Source organism: Sphingobium sp. KKT206, from assembly GCF_055640555.1.
The window spans coordinates 107,174-123,028 of the sequence record NZ_JBVMWC010000003.1; the positions used below are offsets into that span (position 1 = coordinate 107,174).

General features: G+C 65.1%; 24 protein-coding genes. 2 read left to right on the plus strand and 22 right to left on the minus strand.

Annotated features, from left to right (window positions below; all coding sequences use genetic code 11):
* Complete coding sequence (locus tag ACZ2HM_RS23545) at window positions 1-1,281, plus strand: SulP family inorganic anion transporter (protein WP_011950443.1); 1,281 nt, start codon at window positions 1-3, stop codon at window positions 1,279-1,281.
* A gap of 123 nt (window positions 1,282-1,404) precedes the next feature.
* Here ACZ2HM_RS23545 and ACZ2HM_RS23550 read toward each other — a convergent pair whose 3' ends face one another.
* The 19 genes from ACZ2HM_RS23550 to ACZ2HM_RS23640 all read right to left on the minus strand — a co-directional run bounded on the left by ACZ2HM_RS23550 (window position 1,405) and on the right by ACZ2HM_RS23640 (window position 12,287).
* Window positions 1,405-1,956 (minus strand): DUF736 domain-containing protein, encoded by a 552-nt coding sequence (locus ACZ2HM_RS23550; protein WP_011950444.1) that lies wholly within the window; start codon window positions 1,954-1,956, stop codon window positions 1,405-1,407.
* A 221-nt stretch (window positions 1,957-2,177) separates the two neighbouring features.
* Entirely contained in the window at window positions 2,178-2,744 is a 567-nt protein-coding gene (locus ACZ2HM_RS23555) for a hypothetical protein (protein ID WP_011950445.1), read from the minus strand.
* On the minus strand, window positions 2,741-3,013 hold the full coding sequence (locus ACZ2HM_RS23560; RefSeq protein WP_011950446.1) for a hypothetical protein: 273 nt from the start codon (window positions 3,011-3,013) through the stop codon (window positions 2,741-2,743). The genes ACZ2HM_RS23555 and ACZ2HM_RS23560 overlap by 4 nt, the downstream gene beginning before the upstream one ends.
* Window positions 3,014-3,121: 108 nt before the next feature.
* Window positions 3,122-4,060 carry a hypothetical protein gene (locus ACZ2HM_RS23565; protein WP_011950447.1) on the minus strand — a complete coding sequence of 313 codons (939 nt, stop codon included), beginning with the start codon at window positions 4,058-4,060 and terminating at the stop codon, window positions 3,122-3,124.
* 77 nt (window positions 4,061-4,137) lie between these two features.
* The gene (locus ACZ2HM_RS23570; RefSeq protein WP_011950448.1) at window positions 4,138-4,422 is read right to left on the minus strand and encodes a hypothetical protein; all 285 of its coding nucleotides are present in this window, start codon (window positions 4,420-4,422) and stop codon (window positions 4,138-4,140) included.
* Window positions 4,423-4,434: 12 nt separating this feature from the next.
* Window positions 4,435-5,130: a hypothetical protein gene (locus ACZ2HM_RS23575; protein ID WP_011950449.1), complete on the minus strand. Its 696-nt coding sequence runs from the start codon at window positions 5,128-5,130 to the stop codon at window positions 4,435-4,437.
* Between the two features lie 192 nt (window positions 5,131-5,322).
* A complete protein-coding gene (locus ACZ2HM_RS23580) occupies window positions 5,323-5,520 on the minus strand; it encodes a hypothetical protein (RefSeq protein ID WP_017183644.1) in 198 nt (65 codons plus the stop codon).
* Between the two features lie 41 nt (window positions 5,521-5,561).
* On the minus strand, window positions 5,562-5,876 hold the full coding sequence (locus ACZ2HM_RS23585; protein WP_011950450.1) for a DUF7673 family protein: 315 nt from the start codon (window positions 5,874-5,876) through the stop codon (window positions 5,562-5,564).
* A 190-nt stretch (window positions 5,877-6,066) separates the two neighbouring features.
* Window positions 6,067-6,477, minus strand: coding sequence for a type II toxin-antitoxin system VapC family toxin (locus ACZ2HM_RS23590; RefSeq protein WP_011950451.1), 411 nt, complete (start codon window positions 6,475-6,477; stop codon window positions 6,067-6,069).
* On the minus strand, window positions 6,477-6,737 hold the full coding sequence (locus tag ACZ2HM_RS23595; protein ID WP_017183643.1) for a type II toxin-antitoxin system Phd/YefM family antitoxin: 261 nt from the start codon (window positions 6,735-6,737) through the stop codon (window positions 6,477-6,479). The genes ACZ2HM_RS23590 and ACZ2HM_RS23595 overlap by 1 nt, the downstream gene beginning before the upstream one ends.
* Window positions 6,738-6,770: 33 nt before the next feature.
* A complete protein-coding gene (locus ACZ2HM_RS23600; protein WP_017183642.1) occupies window positions 6,771-7,163 on the minus strand; it encodes a DUF6915 family protein in 393 nt (130 codons plus the stop codon).
* Window positions 7,164-7,166: 3 nt separating this feature from the next.
* On the minus strand, window positions 7,167-7,637 hold the full coding sequence (locus tag ACZ2HM_RS23605; RefSeq protein WP_011950454.1) for a DUF6878 family protein: 471 nt from the start codon (window positions 7,635-7,637) through the stop codon (window positions 7,167-7,169).
* A 2-nt stretch (window positions 7,638-7,639) separates the two neighbouring features.
* Complete coding sequence (locus ACZ2HM_RS23610; RefSeq protein ID WP_026002487.1) at window positions 7,640-8,152, minus strand: hypothetical protein; 513 nt, start codon at window positions 8,150-8,152, stop codon at window positions 7,640-7,642.
* A gap of 126 nt (window positions 8,153-8,278) precedes the next feature.
* Window positions 8,279-8,743 carry a DUF736 domain-containing protein gene (locus ACZ2HM_RS23615; protein WP_011950456.1) on the minus strand — a complete coding sequence of 155 codons (465 nt, stop codon included), beginning with the start codon at window positions 8,741-8,743 and terminating at the stop codon, window positions 8,279-8,281.
* Window positions 8,744-8,880: 137 nt separating this feature from the next.
* Window positions 8,881-9,207 (minus strand): hypothetical protein, encoded by a 327-nt coding sequence (locus tag ACZ2HM_RS23620; protein ID WP_011950457.1) that lies wholly within the window; start codon window positions 9,205-9,207, stop codon window positions 8,881-8,883.
* Window positions 9,204-9,398, minus strand: coding sequence for a hypothetical protein (locus tag ACZ2HM_RS23625; protein WP_017183246.1), 195 nt, complete (start codon window positions 9,396-9,398; stop codon window positions 9,204-9,206). Before ACZ2HM_RS23625 ends, ACZ2HM_RS23620 begins: the two co-directional genes overlap by 4 nt.
* Window positions 9,399-9,421: 23 nt before the next feature.
* On the minus strand, window positions 9,422-11,029 hold the full coding sequence (locus ACZ2HM_RS23630; protein WP_458225903.1) for an ATP-binding protein: 1,608 nt from the start codon (window positions 11,027-11,029) through the stop codon (window positions 9,422-9,424).
* 247 nt (window positions 11,030-11,276) lie between these two features.
* Window positions 11,277-11,579, minus strand: coding sequence for a hypothetical protein (locus ACZ2HM_RS23635; protein WP_017183247.1), 303 nt, complete (start codon window positions 11,577-11,579; stop codon window positions 11,277-11,279).
* 3 nt (window positions 11,580-11,582) lie between these two features.
* Entirely contained in the window at window positions 11,583-12,287 is a 705-nt protein-coding gene (locus ACZ2HM_RS23640) for a hypothetical protein (protein WP_011950459.1), read from the minus strand.
* Between the two features lie 331 nt (window positions 12,288-12,618).
* On the opposite strand from ACZ2HM_RS23640, the gene ACZ2HM_RS23645 reads away from it, so the two are divergent.
* Window positions 12,619-13,545: a Ros/MucR family transcriptional regulator gene (locus ACZ2HM_RS23645; protein ID WP_011950460.1), complete on the plus strand. Its 927-nt coding sequence runs from the start codon at window positions 12,619-12,621 to the stop codon at window positions 13,543-13,545.
* A gap of 67 nt (window positions 13,546-13,612) precedes the next feature.
* Here ACZ2HM_RS23645 and ACZ2HM_RS23650 read toward each other — a convergent pair whose 3' ends face one another.
* From ACZ2HM_RS23650 to ACZ2HM_RS23660, 3 genes are read right to left on the minus strand one after another with little or no spacing between them, the layout of a single operon-like run.
* A complete protein-coding gene (locus ACZ2HM_RS23650) occupies window positions 13,613-14,383 on the minus strand; it encodes a PRTRC system ThiF family protein (RefSeq protein ID WP_011950461.1) in 771 nt (256 codons plus the stop codon).
* Complete coding sequence (locus tag ACZ2HM_RS23655) at window positions 14,278-15,033, minus strand: PRTRC system protein A (protein ID WP_017183250.1); 756 nt, start codon at window positions 15,031-15,033, stop codon at window positions 14,278-14,280. The genes ACZ2HM_RS23650 and ACZ2HM_RS23655 overlap by 106 nt, the downstream gene beginning before the upstream one ends.
* Window positions 15,030-15,854, minus strand: a complete 825-nt coding sequence (locus ACZ2HM_RS23660) for a PRTRC system protein B (RefSeq protein ID WP_011950463.1) — start codon at window positions 15,852-15,854, stop codon at window positions 15,030-15,032. The genes ACZ2HM_RS23655 and ACZ2HM_RS23660 overlap by 4 nt, the downstream gene beginning before the upstream one ends.
* Window position 15,855: the final 1 nt, after the last annotated feature.

The following is a 15,855-nucleotide window of genomic DNA, read 5'->3' on the forward strand; positions in this document are numbered from 1 at the left end:
ATGCCTGACGGAACGGCGACATCGCATCTCTTCCGGCCGAAGCTGCTCACGGTCCTGAGCGAGGGCTACTCCTTCTCGTCGTTTCGCAAGGACGTGCTGGCCGCCGTGACGGTCGCGATCGTCGCTCTGCCGCTGTCGATGGCGATCGCCGTGGCTTCGGGGGTGTCGCCCGAGCGAGGGCTCTATACCGCGATCATCGGCGGATTCCTCGTTTCGGCCTTGGGCGGTAGCCGCTATCAGATTGGGGGTCCCGCCGGGGCTTTCATTGTTCTGGTCGCGGCGACCACGACGAAATTCGGTCTGAACGGCCTCCTCGTCACCGTGATGCTGTCCGGGGCCCTGCTGACGCTGATTGGACTTTCGCGGCTGGGCTCATTGATCCGCCATATTCCCCATCCGGTGACGGTGGGCTTCACCTGCGGCATTGCGGTGACGATCTTCTCCGGAGAAATCCGGGACCTCTTCGGTCTTCATCTCGACGGAGCGGAACCTGGCCCCCTCATCCCCAAGCTGGTGGGGCTGGGCAACGCGGCTTCGACGGTGACGCCCGCGGCCGCGGTGCTCGGCCTGGGATGCGCCGCGCTGATTTTCGTGGTGCGCCGGTTCCGGCCGAACTGGCCCGGTATGCTGATCGCGGTCGTCCTGGCCTCGATAGCTGCCGCCTGGCTGCAGCTTCCGGCAGAGACGATCGGCAGCCGTTTCGGAGAGATCCCGCGTGGGCTTCCGACGCCGCAGGCGCCGCAGCTGTCGTGGGCGCTGGTTCTCCAGCTGCTGCCGTCGGCCCTGTCGTTTACGCTGCTCGGCGGCGTCGAAAGTCTGCTGTCAGCGAAGGTCGCCGACAGCATGTCCGGGCGCAAGCATCGCTCCAACATGGAGCTTGTTGCGCAGGGGCTTGCCAATATCGTGTCCGCCTTGTTCGGAGGGATCAGCGTCACCGGCACGATCGCACGCACAGCAACCAACATTCGGGCCGGCGCGATCAGTCCGCTGTCGGGCATGATGCACGCGCTGTTCGTCCTGCTCTTCATGCTCGTCGCGGCACCGCTCGCACGGTACGTTCCGCTCTCCGCGCTCGCCGGCGTCCTTCTGGTGGTGTGCTGGAACATGGCCGAGAAGGCGGAGTTTCTGCGCCTGATCCGCAGCTGGCCCACGGCCTTGGTGCTCCTGGCGACCTTTGGGCTGACCCTGGTCAAGGACCTGACCTTCGGGATCGTCGCGGGATGCGTCGTCGCTGCGCTGCTGGCCATGGCACGACGACGGGTTCCGCAAGAGGGAGACTGAAGCCGGAATGCAGACGTGCGGGCTGCCGGGTAAATGAAAACAGGGCCCGCTTCGCGAGAAGCGAAGCGAGCCCAGCGGGAGGGTGTGCCCGGCCTGGAGGTGTGGGACCGGGCACGGGGAGGTTCAGACGGTTTCGGGCTCCTCCGCCTGCTCCGGCGCGCGCTGACGACGCTGCCGGCGTCCGCCTTCCTGCTGCTGTTCCTGCTGCGGCTCGCAGCCGAAGGCATGGCTTGCGGAGGACTGTCCGAGGCCGGCTTCGGTGCCCTGTGTGGCGGGGCCGGCGGTCTCGTCGGCGCCGGGCAGCGGCGGCAGGCCCTCGTCGGCCTTGGGCGCCATCTCCGAGGCGAGGTCGCGGCGGCGCGTCGGGCGCGACCACACGACGTTGTAGCTGCCGTCCTCCTGACGGAACGCCGACACGTAGAGCGGCGCGGCCAGGCTCGGATCCTCGATCTTGCCGTTGAGGAACGCCTCGCCCGTGCCGTTAGAGAAAAGCTCGAACAGCGCACCCACCTGCACCCACGCCCGCGATGCCGACAGCGCCAGCACCTCGTACTTCGGCGCCTTCGGATTGGCCGAGTGCACCTCGCGCAGCGCGATCGTCATGGCAATCGTCAGCGTCGCGATCTTGCCGACGAAAATGCCGGCGTCATTCTGCTTGATCGAACCGATATTCATGGGAAAGTCTCCTGAAAGCCGGTCTCGAACACTGTGTCCGAGCCAACTTCCTCCTTCCCCACTCCCCTCCTCGGCCGTTCGGCCGAGCAGGCGCGCAAGCGCCACATCCGAGGCCCGCTTCCGCGGCCTCGGGGCGAAAATGGATCTGTGAGGGGATGCCGCTGATCGCCTTAAAGCGGTCAGGCCGCCCCGGGCCGCCGGTACTGGCTGGGCGATGACAGCTACAAGGAAGCAGGCCGCTCGCTCGCGGTCCTGCTGCGGTCGAAGGCCTCGACATGGCGACGGGCGAGGTCGCGCTTTGCGATGCCGTGCCAGTAATGGTCGTCATGGCCGTCATAGTCGCCGCGACCATTGAGCCGGATCGTGTCGCCATATTGCTCGATCCGCTGGCCGTTATAGGTCAGCAGCACTTCGCCTTGGGTGACGCTGAAACGCTTGCGCTCGATGACCAGCTTGTCGGAATCATAAGGCGGCGGCTGACGCAGATAGTCGGCGCGCTGCCTGTTGGCCGCGATCGCCGTGCAGAGCCGGTCGACATGATCCGGATCGTTCGAGACGATGCTGAAGATATGAGAGCGATCGAAGAAGTTGCCGAAGAAGCTGACGGCATTCTCGACGCCTTCCAGCCATTCGCCGCGCAGATTGCGGGCGTCGCGTTCGACAAAGTCGCCATATTTTTCGAACAGACGGTTGAGCGGATGATCGCGCAGGATCTCGATCAGCGCGTCGATCGCCGCGTCGGCGGTCTCTGTGCGCAAATGGCCGTTGCTCAGGACGATGGTGGTCATGGTCGTTCCCCTTGGGACTGAACGTGGTCGGACGAGGGAGAGCCGACCGGCTTGGCCAGCTCGGCCGCGCGGCGCTCGAAGATGTCGGCGAGCTGCGCGGGATCGCTGCCGGGCCGGGCTTCGATGATGTTGTCGCGGAAGCTGACGTCGATGCCGACCCTCAAGGCGTTGCAGTGTTCGACGGCCTCGCGGCATACATCTGCCGGGTCGCAGCAGGCTGGGGCGCTGGCTGCCAGGACCTTCCATCGCAGGCCTGAAATTACGATCATGTGATCCTCCATGTCGGAAGCGGTAGGTCAGCGGGCCGCGACCGATGGCATGCGGTCACAGCAACGATCGCGGTAGCGCGTGGGCGAGTGCTACGTGCGTGACCCCGGTCAGACTTCAAGATAGCAATCATGGGCGAGGCAGAAGGCCTCGGCGACGGATTCGCCCTCGCACAGCAGCCGCGGTTTCCGCGAACCGCCCCAGACAGGGCGCGGTAGGTCGTCGCCCATGGCGAAGCGCCAGCGGGTCGGACCGTTGGCGGCCTCGAGGATGAAGCCGGTCTCGCTCGCGTCGAACCGCAGGATTGTGGGCCTTTCGGCTCCGAAGTCAGGCATGTCGAGGATCTGATGTTGACCGGCATAGCGATGCTCCCAGGGCGGGAAGTCCGCGAGCTGATCGGGATGCACACCGAGGATTCGCTGATCGACAGCGATCGCAAGTGACCGATGGTCCGGCGCTGGCCGTATCTCCTCGCGCGTGAGCCAGATCCATCCGTCGGAGTAGGTCAGCGGCAGCACCATCCATGATCCCCCGTTGCATTGCCAGCCCGCGAGGCCGACCCCGCCTTGTCCATAGCTCCCCAGATGGCTCGAAAAGGCGGTCAGCGTCCGGTCGATGGGCCACTGCGGCGGCATCGGTCCAATCAGCGAACTGCCGCGCACGGCGCGAAACGAGCCGCGGTCCAGAACGTCCCAGCGGTCGGCCTTGCGGCACAGCGAGTCACGGCGGCGGGACAGATCGAGCACGCGGCGCGCTTTGTGGATCGGATCCTCGCCATGGCGAACGCCTACCTTGACGGTGAACGCGAACGAGGCGGCGCTGGGCCTGTCGGTTTCGGGACAATCGAGATCGAGAATGACCTCATGGCGTATCGGGGAGTGGGCCTTGTCCGGTTCCACCGTAAGCGTGGCGTTCCATTCGAGCCTGCGGCGCTCATACCAGCCTTGCAAGAGGATCCAGCTGCGCGCACGGTCCGTGTTCCCGGCCTCGGCGTGCTCGAGAATCCAGTGAGGGACACGCGCCGTGAAGGCGACATGATAGGTCGACATGGAGAATCCTCCTTGGGATGGTCGGTCTGGGGGGTCAGGAGGGAGCAGGCGCGGACCGGTTGCCTGCGCGTGCGTGGTCAGGCGTATTGCGGCCGGACTTCGGGAAATGCCGGCGGCGCCGTCCATTCGAAGACGATGGCGGCATAGCGCCCACCGTCGTAGAGGACGGAATCGACGCGGCGGCGGTGGCGCTGTAACCGCTCGAGCAGGCGATTGGCGCGATCGGCAAGCTGGACGGCGCGGGTCTCGGTGGGCGCGAGCGCCAGCAATCGAGCCAGTTCGCCGGTATCGTACCACCAGGCACCTTCTTCAGGCCCACCATAGGCGCGGTCGATCTCGTAGAGAGCGATGATGAAGCGCATGGGCGGGCTCCTTCAGGAGATCGGCGCCGGCATGGCCAGCCATTCCGGCTGATCATGGGCGATGGGAACGTCGAAACGGCCGGCCTCGGCTTCGGAGAACACGGTTGCGGTGCTTAGCTCGCCAAAGCCCGTGTCATTGTTCCAGAACAGCAGACCCTCTTCAGCATCTCGCGTGGTGAGGACGTAGCCGTCGGCGCCTTCACGGTGCTCGCGCGAAAGCGCCCGCTCGAGGAGCTGGGCCGATGAGGCGAATTCGAAGCGATCCTCGCGGATCACGACATAGCCGCCGCCGAATTCGCCAGGGCGCAGGCGGTCGCAATCGAGGCAATATTCGAAGCCGGCCGGCAGCGCGGATTTCGCGACCTTCTGGATCAGTTGCGCGGCGGTTTCTACGTCGAACTGATCGCCATGGAGCCAGACCTTGCACCGCCCTGTCCCATCCGACGGATCGACCTGGACGGAGAAGCCGAGCCGTGGATAATCGGGATCGCTCAAGATCGCGAGGAAGCCGCCGAAGGGATCGGAGTCGATCGGGGGAAAACAGGCGGCGAAGCCCGCGCCAAGGTCGGCATAGGCTGCAGCGCGCTGATCGGGTGCGAGGCGGGAATCGCCAACGATCTCGGCAGCCTCGCCGACATGCCGGAAGATTTCGGCCTCGGCATCGGTGACAGCGAAGGTGAAGCTCGCCTTGGTAAAATGGTTGGCCATAATGGCTCCTCAGGAAGGGCGTGCGGCGCAAGGCCGGTCCCCGGCCTCGGAGACAGGCCCGGCCGCCATCCTCTTCCCCCCTTCCCTCCCCGTGCGCGGAGCGCGGACGGCAGAAGACGTGCGGAGAAGCTTCTCGGCCTCGGTCAGCGATGGTCGGAAGGCCCGGCCGGCGTCACCGCCGGGTTGGCGCGTTCAGCTCGTACGCTTGCGCCGGCGGGGAGGCCCGACATGGTCGGCCGACACTTCGAGATCCACCGCGAGCTGGGTGAGCGTACGGTGCGCACCCAACCGCTGGAGCCCGTCCATGCGCCCGTCGAGCTTTATGGTCTCGATCCGCGAGCGAACGAGCGAAGCGGCGACGCGCAGCGTGTGGGGATCAAGCTCGGCCATGGGACTCGACAATAGCGCCGATAGCGTCCCGATGCGAGCGCTCAGCCATCCTCGTCGGCGAAGTCGCGCCAGCGCCCGACCAGTTCGATCATCTCGGCCTTGCGACCGAAGGCATCGGGGTAGATCGCACCTTCATGCTGGCCAAGAAATCCAATGATGGTCGTGATATGGGTCGCGATCGTCGCATCGACACCGAAGAGATCGGCGATGGGAAAATGACCGCAATCCTCGCCATTCCACCAGGCGAGCAGGAAGTTGGCGGCGCGGCGCGCCTGGCCCGTGTCGGACCGGGCAAGATCGATCAGGCGATCGAGAGCTTTTCCCGCAGCGGCCTTGCCGAAGGGTGCCGCGGTCACGCCGGCCGCGTTTCTTCATTGAAAGCGTCCGCTGCTACCGGAGGACGAGCAGCTGCAACATTTTTGCGATCATCTGCATTGAAGTCGGGGAGGCGCAGCACTTCCCGCCTGGATGTGTCGCCTGCTTTCGGATCTTTGTGCCGAGACTTCATGGTCTGTCACCTCAAATCAACTTCGGCTCAGCGCCAGTTCAATGCCAGGGATTTAGGAGGTTGGCCGGCGTGCGCTCGAAATCCGCAACGTTGCGGGTAACAAGCGTCATCGAATGCACAACCGCCGTCGCGGCGATCAGACCATCCCGCTCCGGTTGGGGATCCGGCACATGCAATGCGGCGCACCGCATCGCGACTTCGGTGTCGATCGGGATGATGCGATCATCGAACGCCGCCAGCACGTCGGTTTGAAACCATGTCCGCAAAATGCGGCCGGTAGAAGCATCGACGCGCTCCTTGGCTAAAATGCCTAGTTCAATTTCGAGGACCGATATGACCGAAATGTAGCACTGGTCGACATCGGCTTCGTCCGCCCAGGATGTCACCTCGGGAGGCAGCCGTTCAGGTCTGCGAAGCGCGGAGATGACGTTCGTATCTAGGAGAAACATCAATCCAGATCCGCCGGTCGGACGATATGATCCAGCTTGCTGGGTTCGAAGTCAAAGTCAGCATCGTCGCCGGCTTGCGCCAAGGTCGCGAGCAAGCTGCGGGGCTTCTTGCCCTGCCGTCGATGATAATCCTCGATCGTCATGAGCACATGGGTGGGCCTGCCCCGTTCGGTGATATAGACAGGGCCCTTGCGGGCAGCTTTCTTTGCCCGGCTCGCACCTTGGTTGAAGTCACGACTTGAAATGGTTGTCATGTTCATAAGAGCCTCGCACTTGGGCATGTAGCCATGTTACTACAATTGCGTCGCTGGAGCAACCCGGCACATGTTTTCAACATCTGGATCCAATCCCGGTGACCCGGCCGGGTTGCCCCGAAGAATCCACGGCATCGGCTGGATGAGCCGCGCCCAGTCAGCGAAGGAGGGAATACGGCCAAGATCCTCTTGGACGTGCTGTTCCCCGATCAACCGCACCGGGATATCCCGTCCATCAGCGTTTCGGATCGTCACGCCGAAGACCGTCTCGAGCATGAATATGCCCTCTGCATGGTGGCGCAAGGAACGGTGGCGGGGGTCCGCGACGATCTTCTTCGACTCGTCGAACCATTGGTGGAGGGGCAGATAGTCCTCGGCCTCGCCGCCCCAGCGCTTCACGGAGCTGAGCGCGTGATAATAGCAGTGCGACATCGCCTATAGCTCCGCCTCGGTCGTGTCATAGTCGATGAACCGGCTGTTGTGCGTGAGGGTCACCGCGCCGCTGGCGACGTCTATGGCGATGGTGCCATAAGCGCCCTCCCCGTCCTCCCAGCCGGCGTGCCGCGCGCAGATGGCGTTGTCGACGAAGGCGCTCAGAGCATCCTCGAGGTCGATCGTGCGGGTCGACACTTCGCCGCTATAGGCGAGGCTATGGTGATCGCAGAGGATGCGCGGCAGCGCGATCTCGCCTTCCAGCGTGTAGGCATTGACATCACCGACGCTGCCTTGGTCGCCGCCGCCATCGTAGTGGATTTCGACACGGACAATGCCATGATCGAGCAGATGCGGGAGGAAGGCATCCTTGCAGCGCGCCTCGACTGTCCGCACGGCGGACAGGGCCGCCTGCAACTCGGCCTCGATCGGATCGGTGATGGCGGCATCGGCAGATTGATCTGTCGCGGTCATGGTCAAATCTCCTCGGGGAGGCGCTGTGCGGCCTCGGCGCTGCGGGGATAGCCTGCAGCCAGATTGCGGTGGAGTATCGCGAAGTCGGCGACCGGGAAGTGTCCGTCGGGGCCGGGCCGCGTGGCGAGGAGCGCCCCCATGACGATGTCGTCGATCGAGCTTCGCTCGACCTTGGGGGCCTCCCCGTCCTCATAGCAGACCGGCGCGGCGAAGCCGGCCTCGATCCAGCTGCCAAGGCCGTTCTCGACGGTCTCCGCATAGGTGGCGACGGTGGAATCGCGCCGCGTGGCGCTTGCATCGACCTTGAGACCGAGCGTGTAATAGACGCCGAAATCGTGCCGGTTGGTCAATGTGAGCAGCGCGCAGCCGTCAGGCGGCGGACCGAAACGGGCGATGATTGCCGCGCGGTAGGTGGCGACCTCAAGGCGGTTCAATCGCTCGAAGTCGGATGTGTGCCCGAGCTGGGCGCAATCCTCGTTCGCTGGCGCGCCGCCCAGATCGATGATGTCGGACATGGCCTTCTCCAATTCGGTGAGCAACCAGCCCAAGCCCCCTCTCCTCTGCGGCCGCACGGCCGGGGAAATTGCGAAAAGCCCCCGCTCCGCGAAGAGCGAGGGCCTTTCGTGACTTGGCGTGTGCGATCAGCCAGCGAAGGCATGGCTTGCGGAGGACTGTCCGAGGCCGGCTTCGGTGCCCTGTGTGGCGGGGCCGGCGGTCTCGTCGGCACCGGGCAGCGGCGGCAGGCCCTCGTCGGCCTTGGGCGCCATCTCCGAGGCGAGGTCGCGGCGGCGCGTCGGGCGCGACCACACGACGTTGTAGCTGCCGTCCTCCTGACGGAACGCCGACACGTAGAGCGGCGCGGCCAGGCTCGGATCCTCGATCTTGCCGTTGAGGAACGCCTCGCCGGTGCTGTTGGAGGCAAGCTCGAACAGAGCACCCACCTGCACCCACGCCCGCGATGCCGACAGCGCCAGCACCTCGTACTTCGGCGCCTTCGGATTGGCCGAGTGCACCTCGCGCAGCGCAATCGTCATCGCGATCGCCAGCGTCGCGATCTTGCCGACGAAAATGCCGGCGTCATTCTGCTTGATCGAACCGATATTCATGGGAAAGTCTCCTGAAAGCCGGTCTCGAACACTGTGTCCGAGCCAACTTCCTCCTTCCCCACTCCCCTCCTCGGCCGTTCGGCCGAGCAGGCGCGCAAGCGCCATTTCCGAGGCCCGCTTCAGCGGCCTCGGGGGGTTTAGGAGCGAGTGCCGAAGAGACTCAATTTGGCTCGCGTCTGGTGGACGCCGTCCACCATCCCGATGGTCGCGTGCCGGTCGGCGGCGAGGGACGCCGCCAGCGTTTCGGGAATGTCCGCATAGGCTTCGACGACGCGGATCGCGGCCTCGGGGGTCGGCAGTTCCCCCGGCTCCGTGCCGAGCCAGATCGTTGCTTCGCCCTCGTCGGGCTCGTCTTCGGTGGGCGTGAAGACTTGCGCGAAGAAGCTCTGCAGCGGGCGATCCCATCCGATCACCGCCTTGATGACACCGTTTCCGGGCCTCGGCTTCAGTTCGTAGCGGCTCATGTCTGGCTCCTGCGGATACGATGGTTGACGTGCCGGGCCGCGCCTTCGGCGCTGCGCAGTGCCTTGCGAACGGCCCTGGCGGCACGCGGGGCGCCGCTCCTGGCGAGAAGGTTACGCGCGGCGCGCAGATGGTCAATCGCCTCCGCCACGGCGGCGCGATCGGCCGGCGCCGCTCGTTTGATGGATCGCATGGCTTGGTCCTCCAATTATGCCGTCAGGATGCCGCCACCTGGTTGGTGGGCTGGAGCTCGATGGCGATCGCGTCGCGGCCGATCACCGCCGAGAACTGCCGGCCTTCGGGCACGAACCATTGGGCGCGATAAGCGATGATCGCCCGCAGGCGCTCGACGAGCGCGGCATCGTCGCCGAGCAGAAGGCGGGTAGCCATTTCCCTGGCGTCGAGAAGGAAGCGGTCGTTTTGGGTCTCCCAGCTATCAGCGTCGCGATCGTCGCTCGCGCAGAAGCAAGCGGCTTCCAGCAGATCAACCAGCTCCTCGGGCGAGACGGCGTCGCGAGAGCCCAGCAGGATATTCGCATCTTCGAAGGTCCAGAACAGGCCATCGTCATATTCGATGACGACAGGTGCCGGGACGGTAATCGTTTCGGGCTGCGGACCTGTGATTTCAAGCACGAGGTCGAGCCGTTCGACCGGGCCGCTTTCGAGACCGGGTAGCTCGGTGCAGTCGAAGACATGGGCGCGGCCATCGCGCTCGATCTCGAAGCGGAGCGCGGCGATGCGCTGCAGTGCGTCGTACCAGCTATATCCGGCCATGGCAGTGTCGGGGTCAGCCAAGCGTCCTCTCAGACGGCCATCGCGGGCAAGCGCGAACGCCGCGCATTGTTCGAGTGGCGGACCGAAGTCATCGACGAGCATCAGGTTATCGGCGGGGATGAGCCCCTGACTCTCGCGCCCGCTGTTCTGGTCGGCAGTCGCCGGGATCCATGCCCGCAAGAGCGGCGTCGCCTCGGGCAGATCGACGCCAAGCTGGGCGGCCTCGGTCCACTGCGCATGAGACAGTCGATGGCTGCCGAGCGAGGCGATGTGCCGGTAGATCGTCTTGAGCACCCTATTGCGAAGCGCTTCGAGGGCGGCGTTTTCGACCATCTCCTTGCGGGCCGGCAGGACGAGCTGCAGGGCCGGCGCATCGACGATATCGACCCGGGCCCACCAATGGCGATCCTTCTCGTCGACTGACGGCAGGACGCAAGGAACCGTGAGGCCGTGAAAATTGATGCGCGGTTGATGGGGCGTCGTGCGCCCGTCGGTGAACAGGCCGATCCGCACGCCATCGACCTCCTCGACCACATCGGCCCCGGCGAGCCAGTCGGCTTGCGTAAGGGGTACGCCGTTGAAACGGATCGGTGTGGGACAATAGCGCGCCGCGCCGCTGGCCACTGCTTCGAGATTCCTAGTGCAATCGTCGTCGAGCAGAAGACGGATTGCAGTTCCGAAGCCATGATCGCAGGGGGCGACAGCTATCGGTGCGCCCGATTCCCAATGGTCTGGTCCGATGGTGATAGCCCAGCCCTCGCCCGGACCGCGCGGGCAGGAGCGGATTTCGACATGGCGACCGGCAAGGCTGAAGACGCCCATGCCGGCAGGGTCTTCGCGCCGCGCGATGTTGTCGTCCCAGCCCGAGCGCCCGAGCGCCAGGATCACGGCGGGATCGGCGATACCCGCGCCGTCATCCGCGATGACAAGCCAGCTCTGCCCGTCGGCCTCGGCAACATCGAGATCGATGACCGTCGCGCCGGCTCTGCGCGAATTCTGGATGAGCTCAGCCAGGGTGTCGACCAGCGTGTTGTTGAAGAGGCGCGTCACCTTGGTGATCGCGGCGGGATCGACCTGGCTGTGGATGACGGTGGGAAGGGGCATCGGGGTCTCCTGGACAAGAGCGGACCTGCTCCCCCGGCCCTCCCCTTCTCCCCTTTCGCAACCGATCAGGCACAGCGGCGCTGGTCTCGGCCTCGGTCTCGATGTGGACGTAGCGCTCGCCGTTCGGACGCCGCTTGCGGATATGGAGTTTCCTCGGGACGGCGATTTCGGATGGGAGGACCAGAGCGCGCGGTCAGGTGCCGGACGCGATCTGGTTATCGTACAGTGGCCGGTCGTCCGGACGCCACTCGCCTGGAAGCCAGATACGGCCGTTGTAGCTGATGCGGCCGACAGGCATGTGTTCGAGGAGCAGGGTGGCTTCAGGGAACATACTTGCGCCCAGGCCGTTCATGTCCCGCCGATCGCAGTAAAGGCGCGAGGCGTCAGCCCAGTCAGCCGCCCAGATGTCGGGATAGCCCTTCTGCACGATACGGAATGGTCGGCGCCGACGCGGAGGGCTCTGGCAGACGGCGCCGCCCTTGACGATGAGGGCCATGTCTCACGCGGCCTTTTGCACTATCCACTCGTACAGCAGATGGGCGTCCGGCTCATATTCCGATCCGATCGAGATGCGAACGAACTTGCCATCGCACGCGAAAGCCGACGCCCGCGGGAAACCGAGATAGGATTTGCCTTCGAGGATCAGATCGCCCGAGCGCACCTTGGTGATCGTCCGCGTGGTCCCAATTGCGCGATGCCCTGCCGGCGCATCGACCAGTTTGAGGGCGTCGCCCGCTTTTACGCGCTTCTTGAAGGCGGCCAGCGATACGATCGCGTCGACCGGATTCTTCAGTCCGTTGCGTTTCGCGAGCGCCGACCAATAAACCTGTCCAATGCGCGCTTCGCAGTAGAAGGAGCAGGACCAGAAGTCCTGTAGAGGGTTGGTGCGGGTAGTTCCGAACCGCTCCATCTGGTCGCGGATCGCGACCTGCGCGGCCTCCTGAGCGTCACGCCCGGTCAGATCCTCGGGCCAGTCGAGGATCTCAGCGGTGATCTTGCGTCCTCCCGCGAATTTCTGGGTCTGGATCGCAAAGGACGCGTTCGGAAAGCACCGCGCCAGATGCGGTTCGATGCGGCCAGCGAGGGTCGCAAGATTATCACTGGGACGATAGAGATCGCCCTGATAATGGAAGTTGCCTCGATCGTCATATGGGGTCTGGCTATAGAGGCGCGCGGGCGCGCCCGACGAAGTGGTGTCGGTCATTACATATTTCCTCGGATGATTGGTTTTCCGCCGTTCGCGGGCGGAGAATGTCAGGCGCCCGGAAGAGACGCCTCGATTTCGTTGGTGAGAGGCTCTTCACTCAATGCAGCTTCATTTGCTTGAGCAGGTGAAGGAGAAAGAGCCCCTCAACGAAGCTGTCCGCCATAAATTTTCTCGATGAGACAGTTGCGCGGCCCAATCGCCACGCCATCCATGAGTTTCTTTCTCCCTCCCTTTGACTTGCACGCCGAATGACGGCACGTATCTGTTTACGCTTGCGCAATCACGCATGGGTCAAGACCAGTCTATCCAAACAAAAGAAGGAACCTGCATGGCCGAGGCCGAACAGTCGGACGTGATGTCTCTGACCGTGGCGCTGCTCAGCGCCTATTTTGCGAACAACACCGTGCCGAGCAGCGAACTGCCCGCGCTGGTCGAGGGAACTCGAAAAGCCTTGTTGGGCGATGCACCAGTGGTGTCGCCAGCCCCTGAAGAGACAGTGTCCGCGCCGGTGTCAGTTGAACCAGCGGCTGTGCCGCCGACACCAGCCCCCGAGTTCAAGCCAGCGGTGACGGTAGATGCAAGCCTTGCGTCGCCCGATCAGATACTGAGCCTGATCGACGGCAAGCCTTATAAGTCCCTGAAACGCCATCTCTCGACTCACGGCCTGACGCCCGCAGAATATCGCGCGCGCTATGATCTGCCCGCGGACTATCCCATGGTCGCACCCGGTTATTCCGCCGCGCGCCGGGAGGCCGCCCTGAAACTTGGTCTTGGCGGCAAGCGGAAGGACGTCGCCGCTAATCCGGCGCTAGCCGAGGCGGGCAGCGAAGCCCCGGCAGCCGAAGTGGCGCCTGCGGAAGTGGTCGCGGAAGTGCCCGCGCCGGTGCGCAAGGCTCGAGTGAATGCCTCTGCCCCGGCAACTAAGGCGAAGCCCAATGCCGTAGCCGGGAAGGGCAAGCCCAGCGCTGTCGCCGAGACCGTTGCGGCGCCGGCAGGCGAGCCGGCCCCAACGCCCGAAGCGACTGCCAGCGAAGCTGCGCAAGTGAAGGCGACGCCCGCTCGCGGGCCGCGCGCGAAGGCAGCCCCTGCAAAGGCCTCGCCAAAAACGTCGAACGCCAAGGCCGCCATCGGCAAAGGGAAACCGGCAGCGGCTGTCGAGCCTGCAAAGCCAAAGCGCAGCCGTGCGACGAAAGCTGACACCCCGCCGACAGCACCGGTCGAAATCGCTCCTGCTGAAACGGCCTCGGCAGAATAATGCTATGGTCCGAGCGCGGTGACGCAACCGGACCATCACCGTTCACAGGGGTGGCGAGCCACCTGCTTTAGCACAGGGAAACGACCTTCATAGGTAGCGGGATCGGAACGCTGTACCCGGTGGCAAGATTCACGAAGGCGCCGGCGTGGCCAATCGACCCGCGTCCGAGCAGATCGAACAGGAGCGCCAGCGCGTGGCTCGCAAGCACCCGGTTGACGAAGAGCGACTGGCGCTCGAGCGCCTCGGCGACCGAACAGGAGGGCGCATCGTCTTCGGCCAGGCCCTCGTCGGCGAGTTCGGGAAAAGCCTCGAGCACCGTTGGAAGGCGATTATCGTCGCGGCCGGTTCCACGGCCCGGGCATCCGATCAGATATTGGCCGTCGCTGGCGCGGTTGCCGAGGTCCAACCAATAGATGGGCGGGTTCCGCGCATCCTGCAGCGCCGCGCCCAGCGCGCGGCGGGCCGAGGCCGTGTCGACGCAGCTGATGAGCACATGGCTGTTGTCGACGCCGATCGCTCCGGGTGCGCGGCCGTGGACCGCCTTCCAGGCCAGACCATGGGCAAGGTTGATCCGTTCGGTCAGCGTCCTCGCCTTCGAATTGCCGAGATCGCAGCGGTAGAAGGGCTGGCGGCCGAGATTCGCCTCGGTGACGATGTCTTCGTCGACCACGGTGACCTCGAGCGAGCGTGAGGAAATTGCGCGCAATGCGGTATCGAGCGAGGCGAGCCCCATCAGCATTTGCGCTCCGTTTCCACCGCATCCCACGAGCAGGATTCGGACAGCGCTGTTGTCGAAGGCGGCGGGAAGATAGTGGCGCTTGGGGCTCTCAGGCTGCATGGATTGTCTCCGGAAAATGGACTGCGCGGTACGGCCAGGAACATGCCGCCCGCGCAGAGCCGCGCTGCCATGACCGGGCCAGCGGGATCGTGGAGCCGGCCGATGACGAGCGAAATTTTCGTAGCGTGGGCGTCGTCCGCATCGTCGGTCGCGCTGAAATAGGCGGGCCCCCGCCCGTGGCTGTGGATGTCGCAGACCATGTGCCAGCCCGGCTCGCAGACCGGGGGGCGATAGACGAGGCGTGTCGGCGTGGCGTCGTCGATTGCCGGAAAATCGACCGCGAACGTGTTGGTCGTCTCGTTCCAGAGGATGAAGGCCGCAGCCTCGTTGGGCAGAGCCGCCCGGAAGTGATCGAGGATCGCAGCCAGATGCTCGCCAGGGATCAGTCCGCAGCGCAGGTCGGCCTTGGGTGACCCGATGCTGCCATAAGGAAGATAGGCGGCGATCGGCGGCGTCACCGGCGCATCGAGAGCAAGCCATGGCCGGCGCAGGATGAGCATTACGCCATCCTTGCCCACCGCAAGGCCGTGGCCGGCACGGCTGCCGCGAAGCGCGTCGAGTGCCGGCGAGCCACCGCTCGATGGCACCGGATAGCAGGGCACGACAGCGAGCAGTGCCGCCGCGGTCGGATCTTCGGCGATCATGATCATCTCCCTGCCGCTGCGGCAACGAGCATACCGACCGTGACCGCATCAGCGGCGGGACGGACTTGCCGCTGGCCGGCGGCAGGATGGAAGGATCGGAGCCGCTTCACCGGAAAACGACGCGCGCCGCGCGCGGCAAGATCGTCCCAGAGCCTGACCAGGCCGCCCTTCCCCGTGACCGTCCGCTCCTGGCCGGGGTTGGGGTGAGTTGACCAGCTGTCGAACACCGCGCGCTCGAATTCCGAGATGGCGGCAACGCCCAGTGTTTTCGGCCTCGGGATGTTGCCCCAGCACAGCCGGCCTTGGATGAAGACGTTGAGGATCGGCGAATGGAGCACCGGCGTGTCGGCGGCAGGGCGCTCGCTTGCGGCAAGCGCGTAAACGCCGAGGCCGGAGCGCGTGGCGACGAACAGATGGGCCGGGTATGGCACCGCGACGGTAGTGCGCCGTGCGAGCGCCCGAAGGCCATCGGGGGGCGACGACAGCGCAAAATAGGCTTGGCGCACCTGCTCCGGCACCCACCAGGCGAGGACGTCCGGGTGGGAGACAAGCACATTGGCCGGCAGGATCTCTGGAACCGCGGTCCGGCCCAGCGCCTCTGTCCATTGGCGCAGCTGTGCCCGCGACAGGGGCACGCCGGCGGCGATCGTCGGACGCCCGTCCGCATCGTGCTCGACGGCATGCATGCTGGCGAAGGCCGCCGCATCCGGCCTTGGAGCGCCATAAGGGCTGGGCGTGCGGGGCGTTCCCGCCTGATAGAGCAGAACGGCGTTGGTCAGGACGAGACCGCCGCCAGTGGTTTCGAAGTGGCTGCTGTGATCGGACATG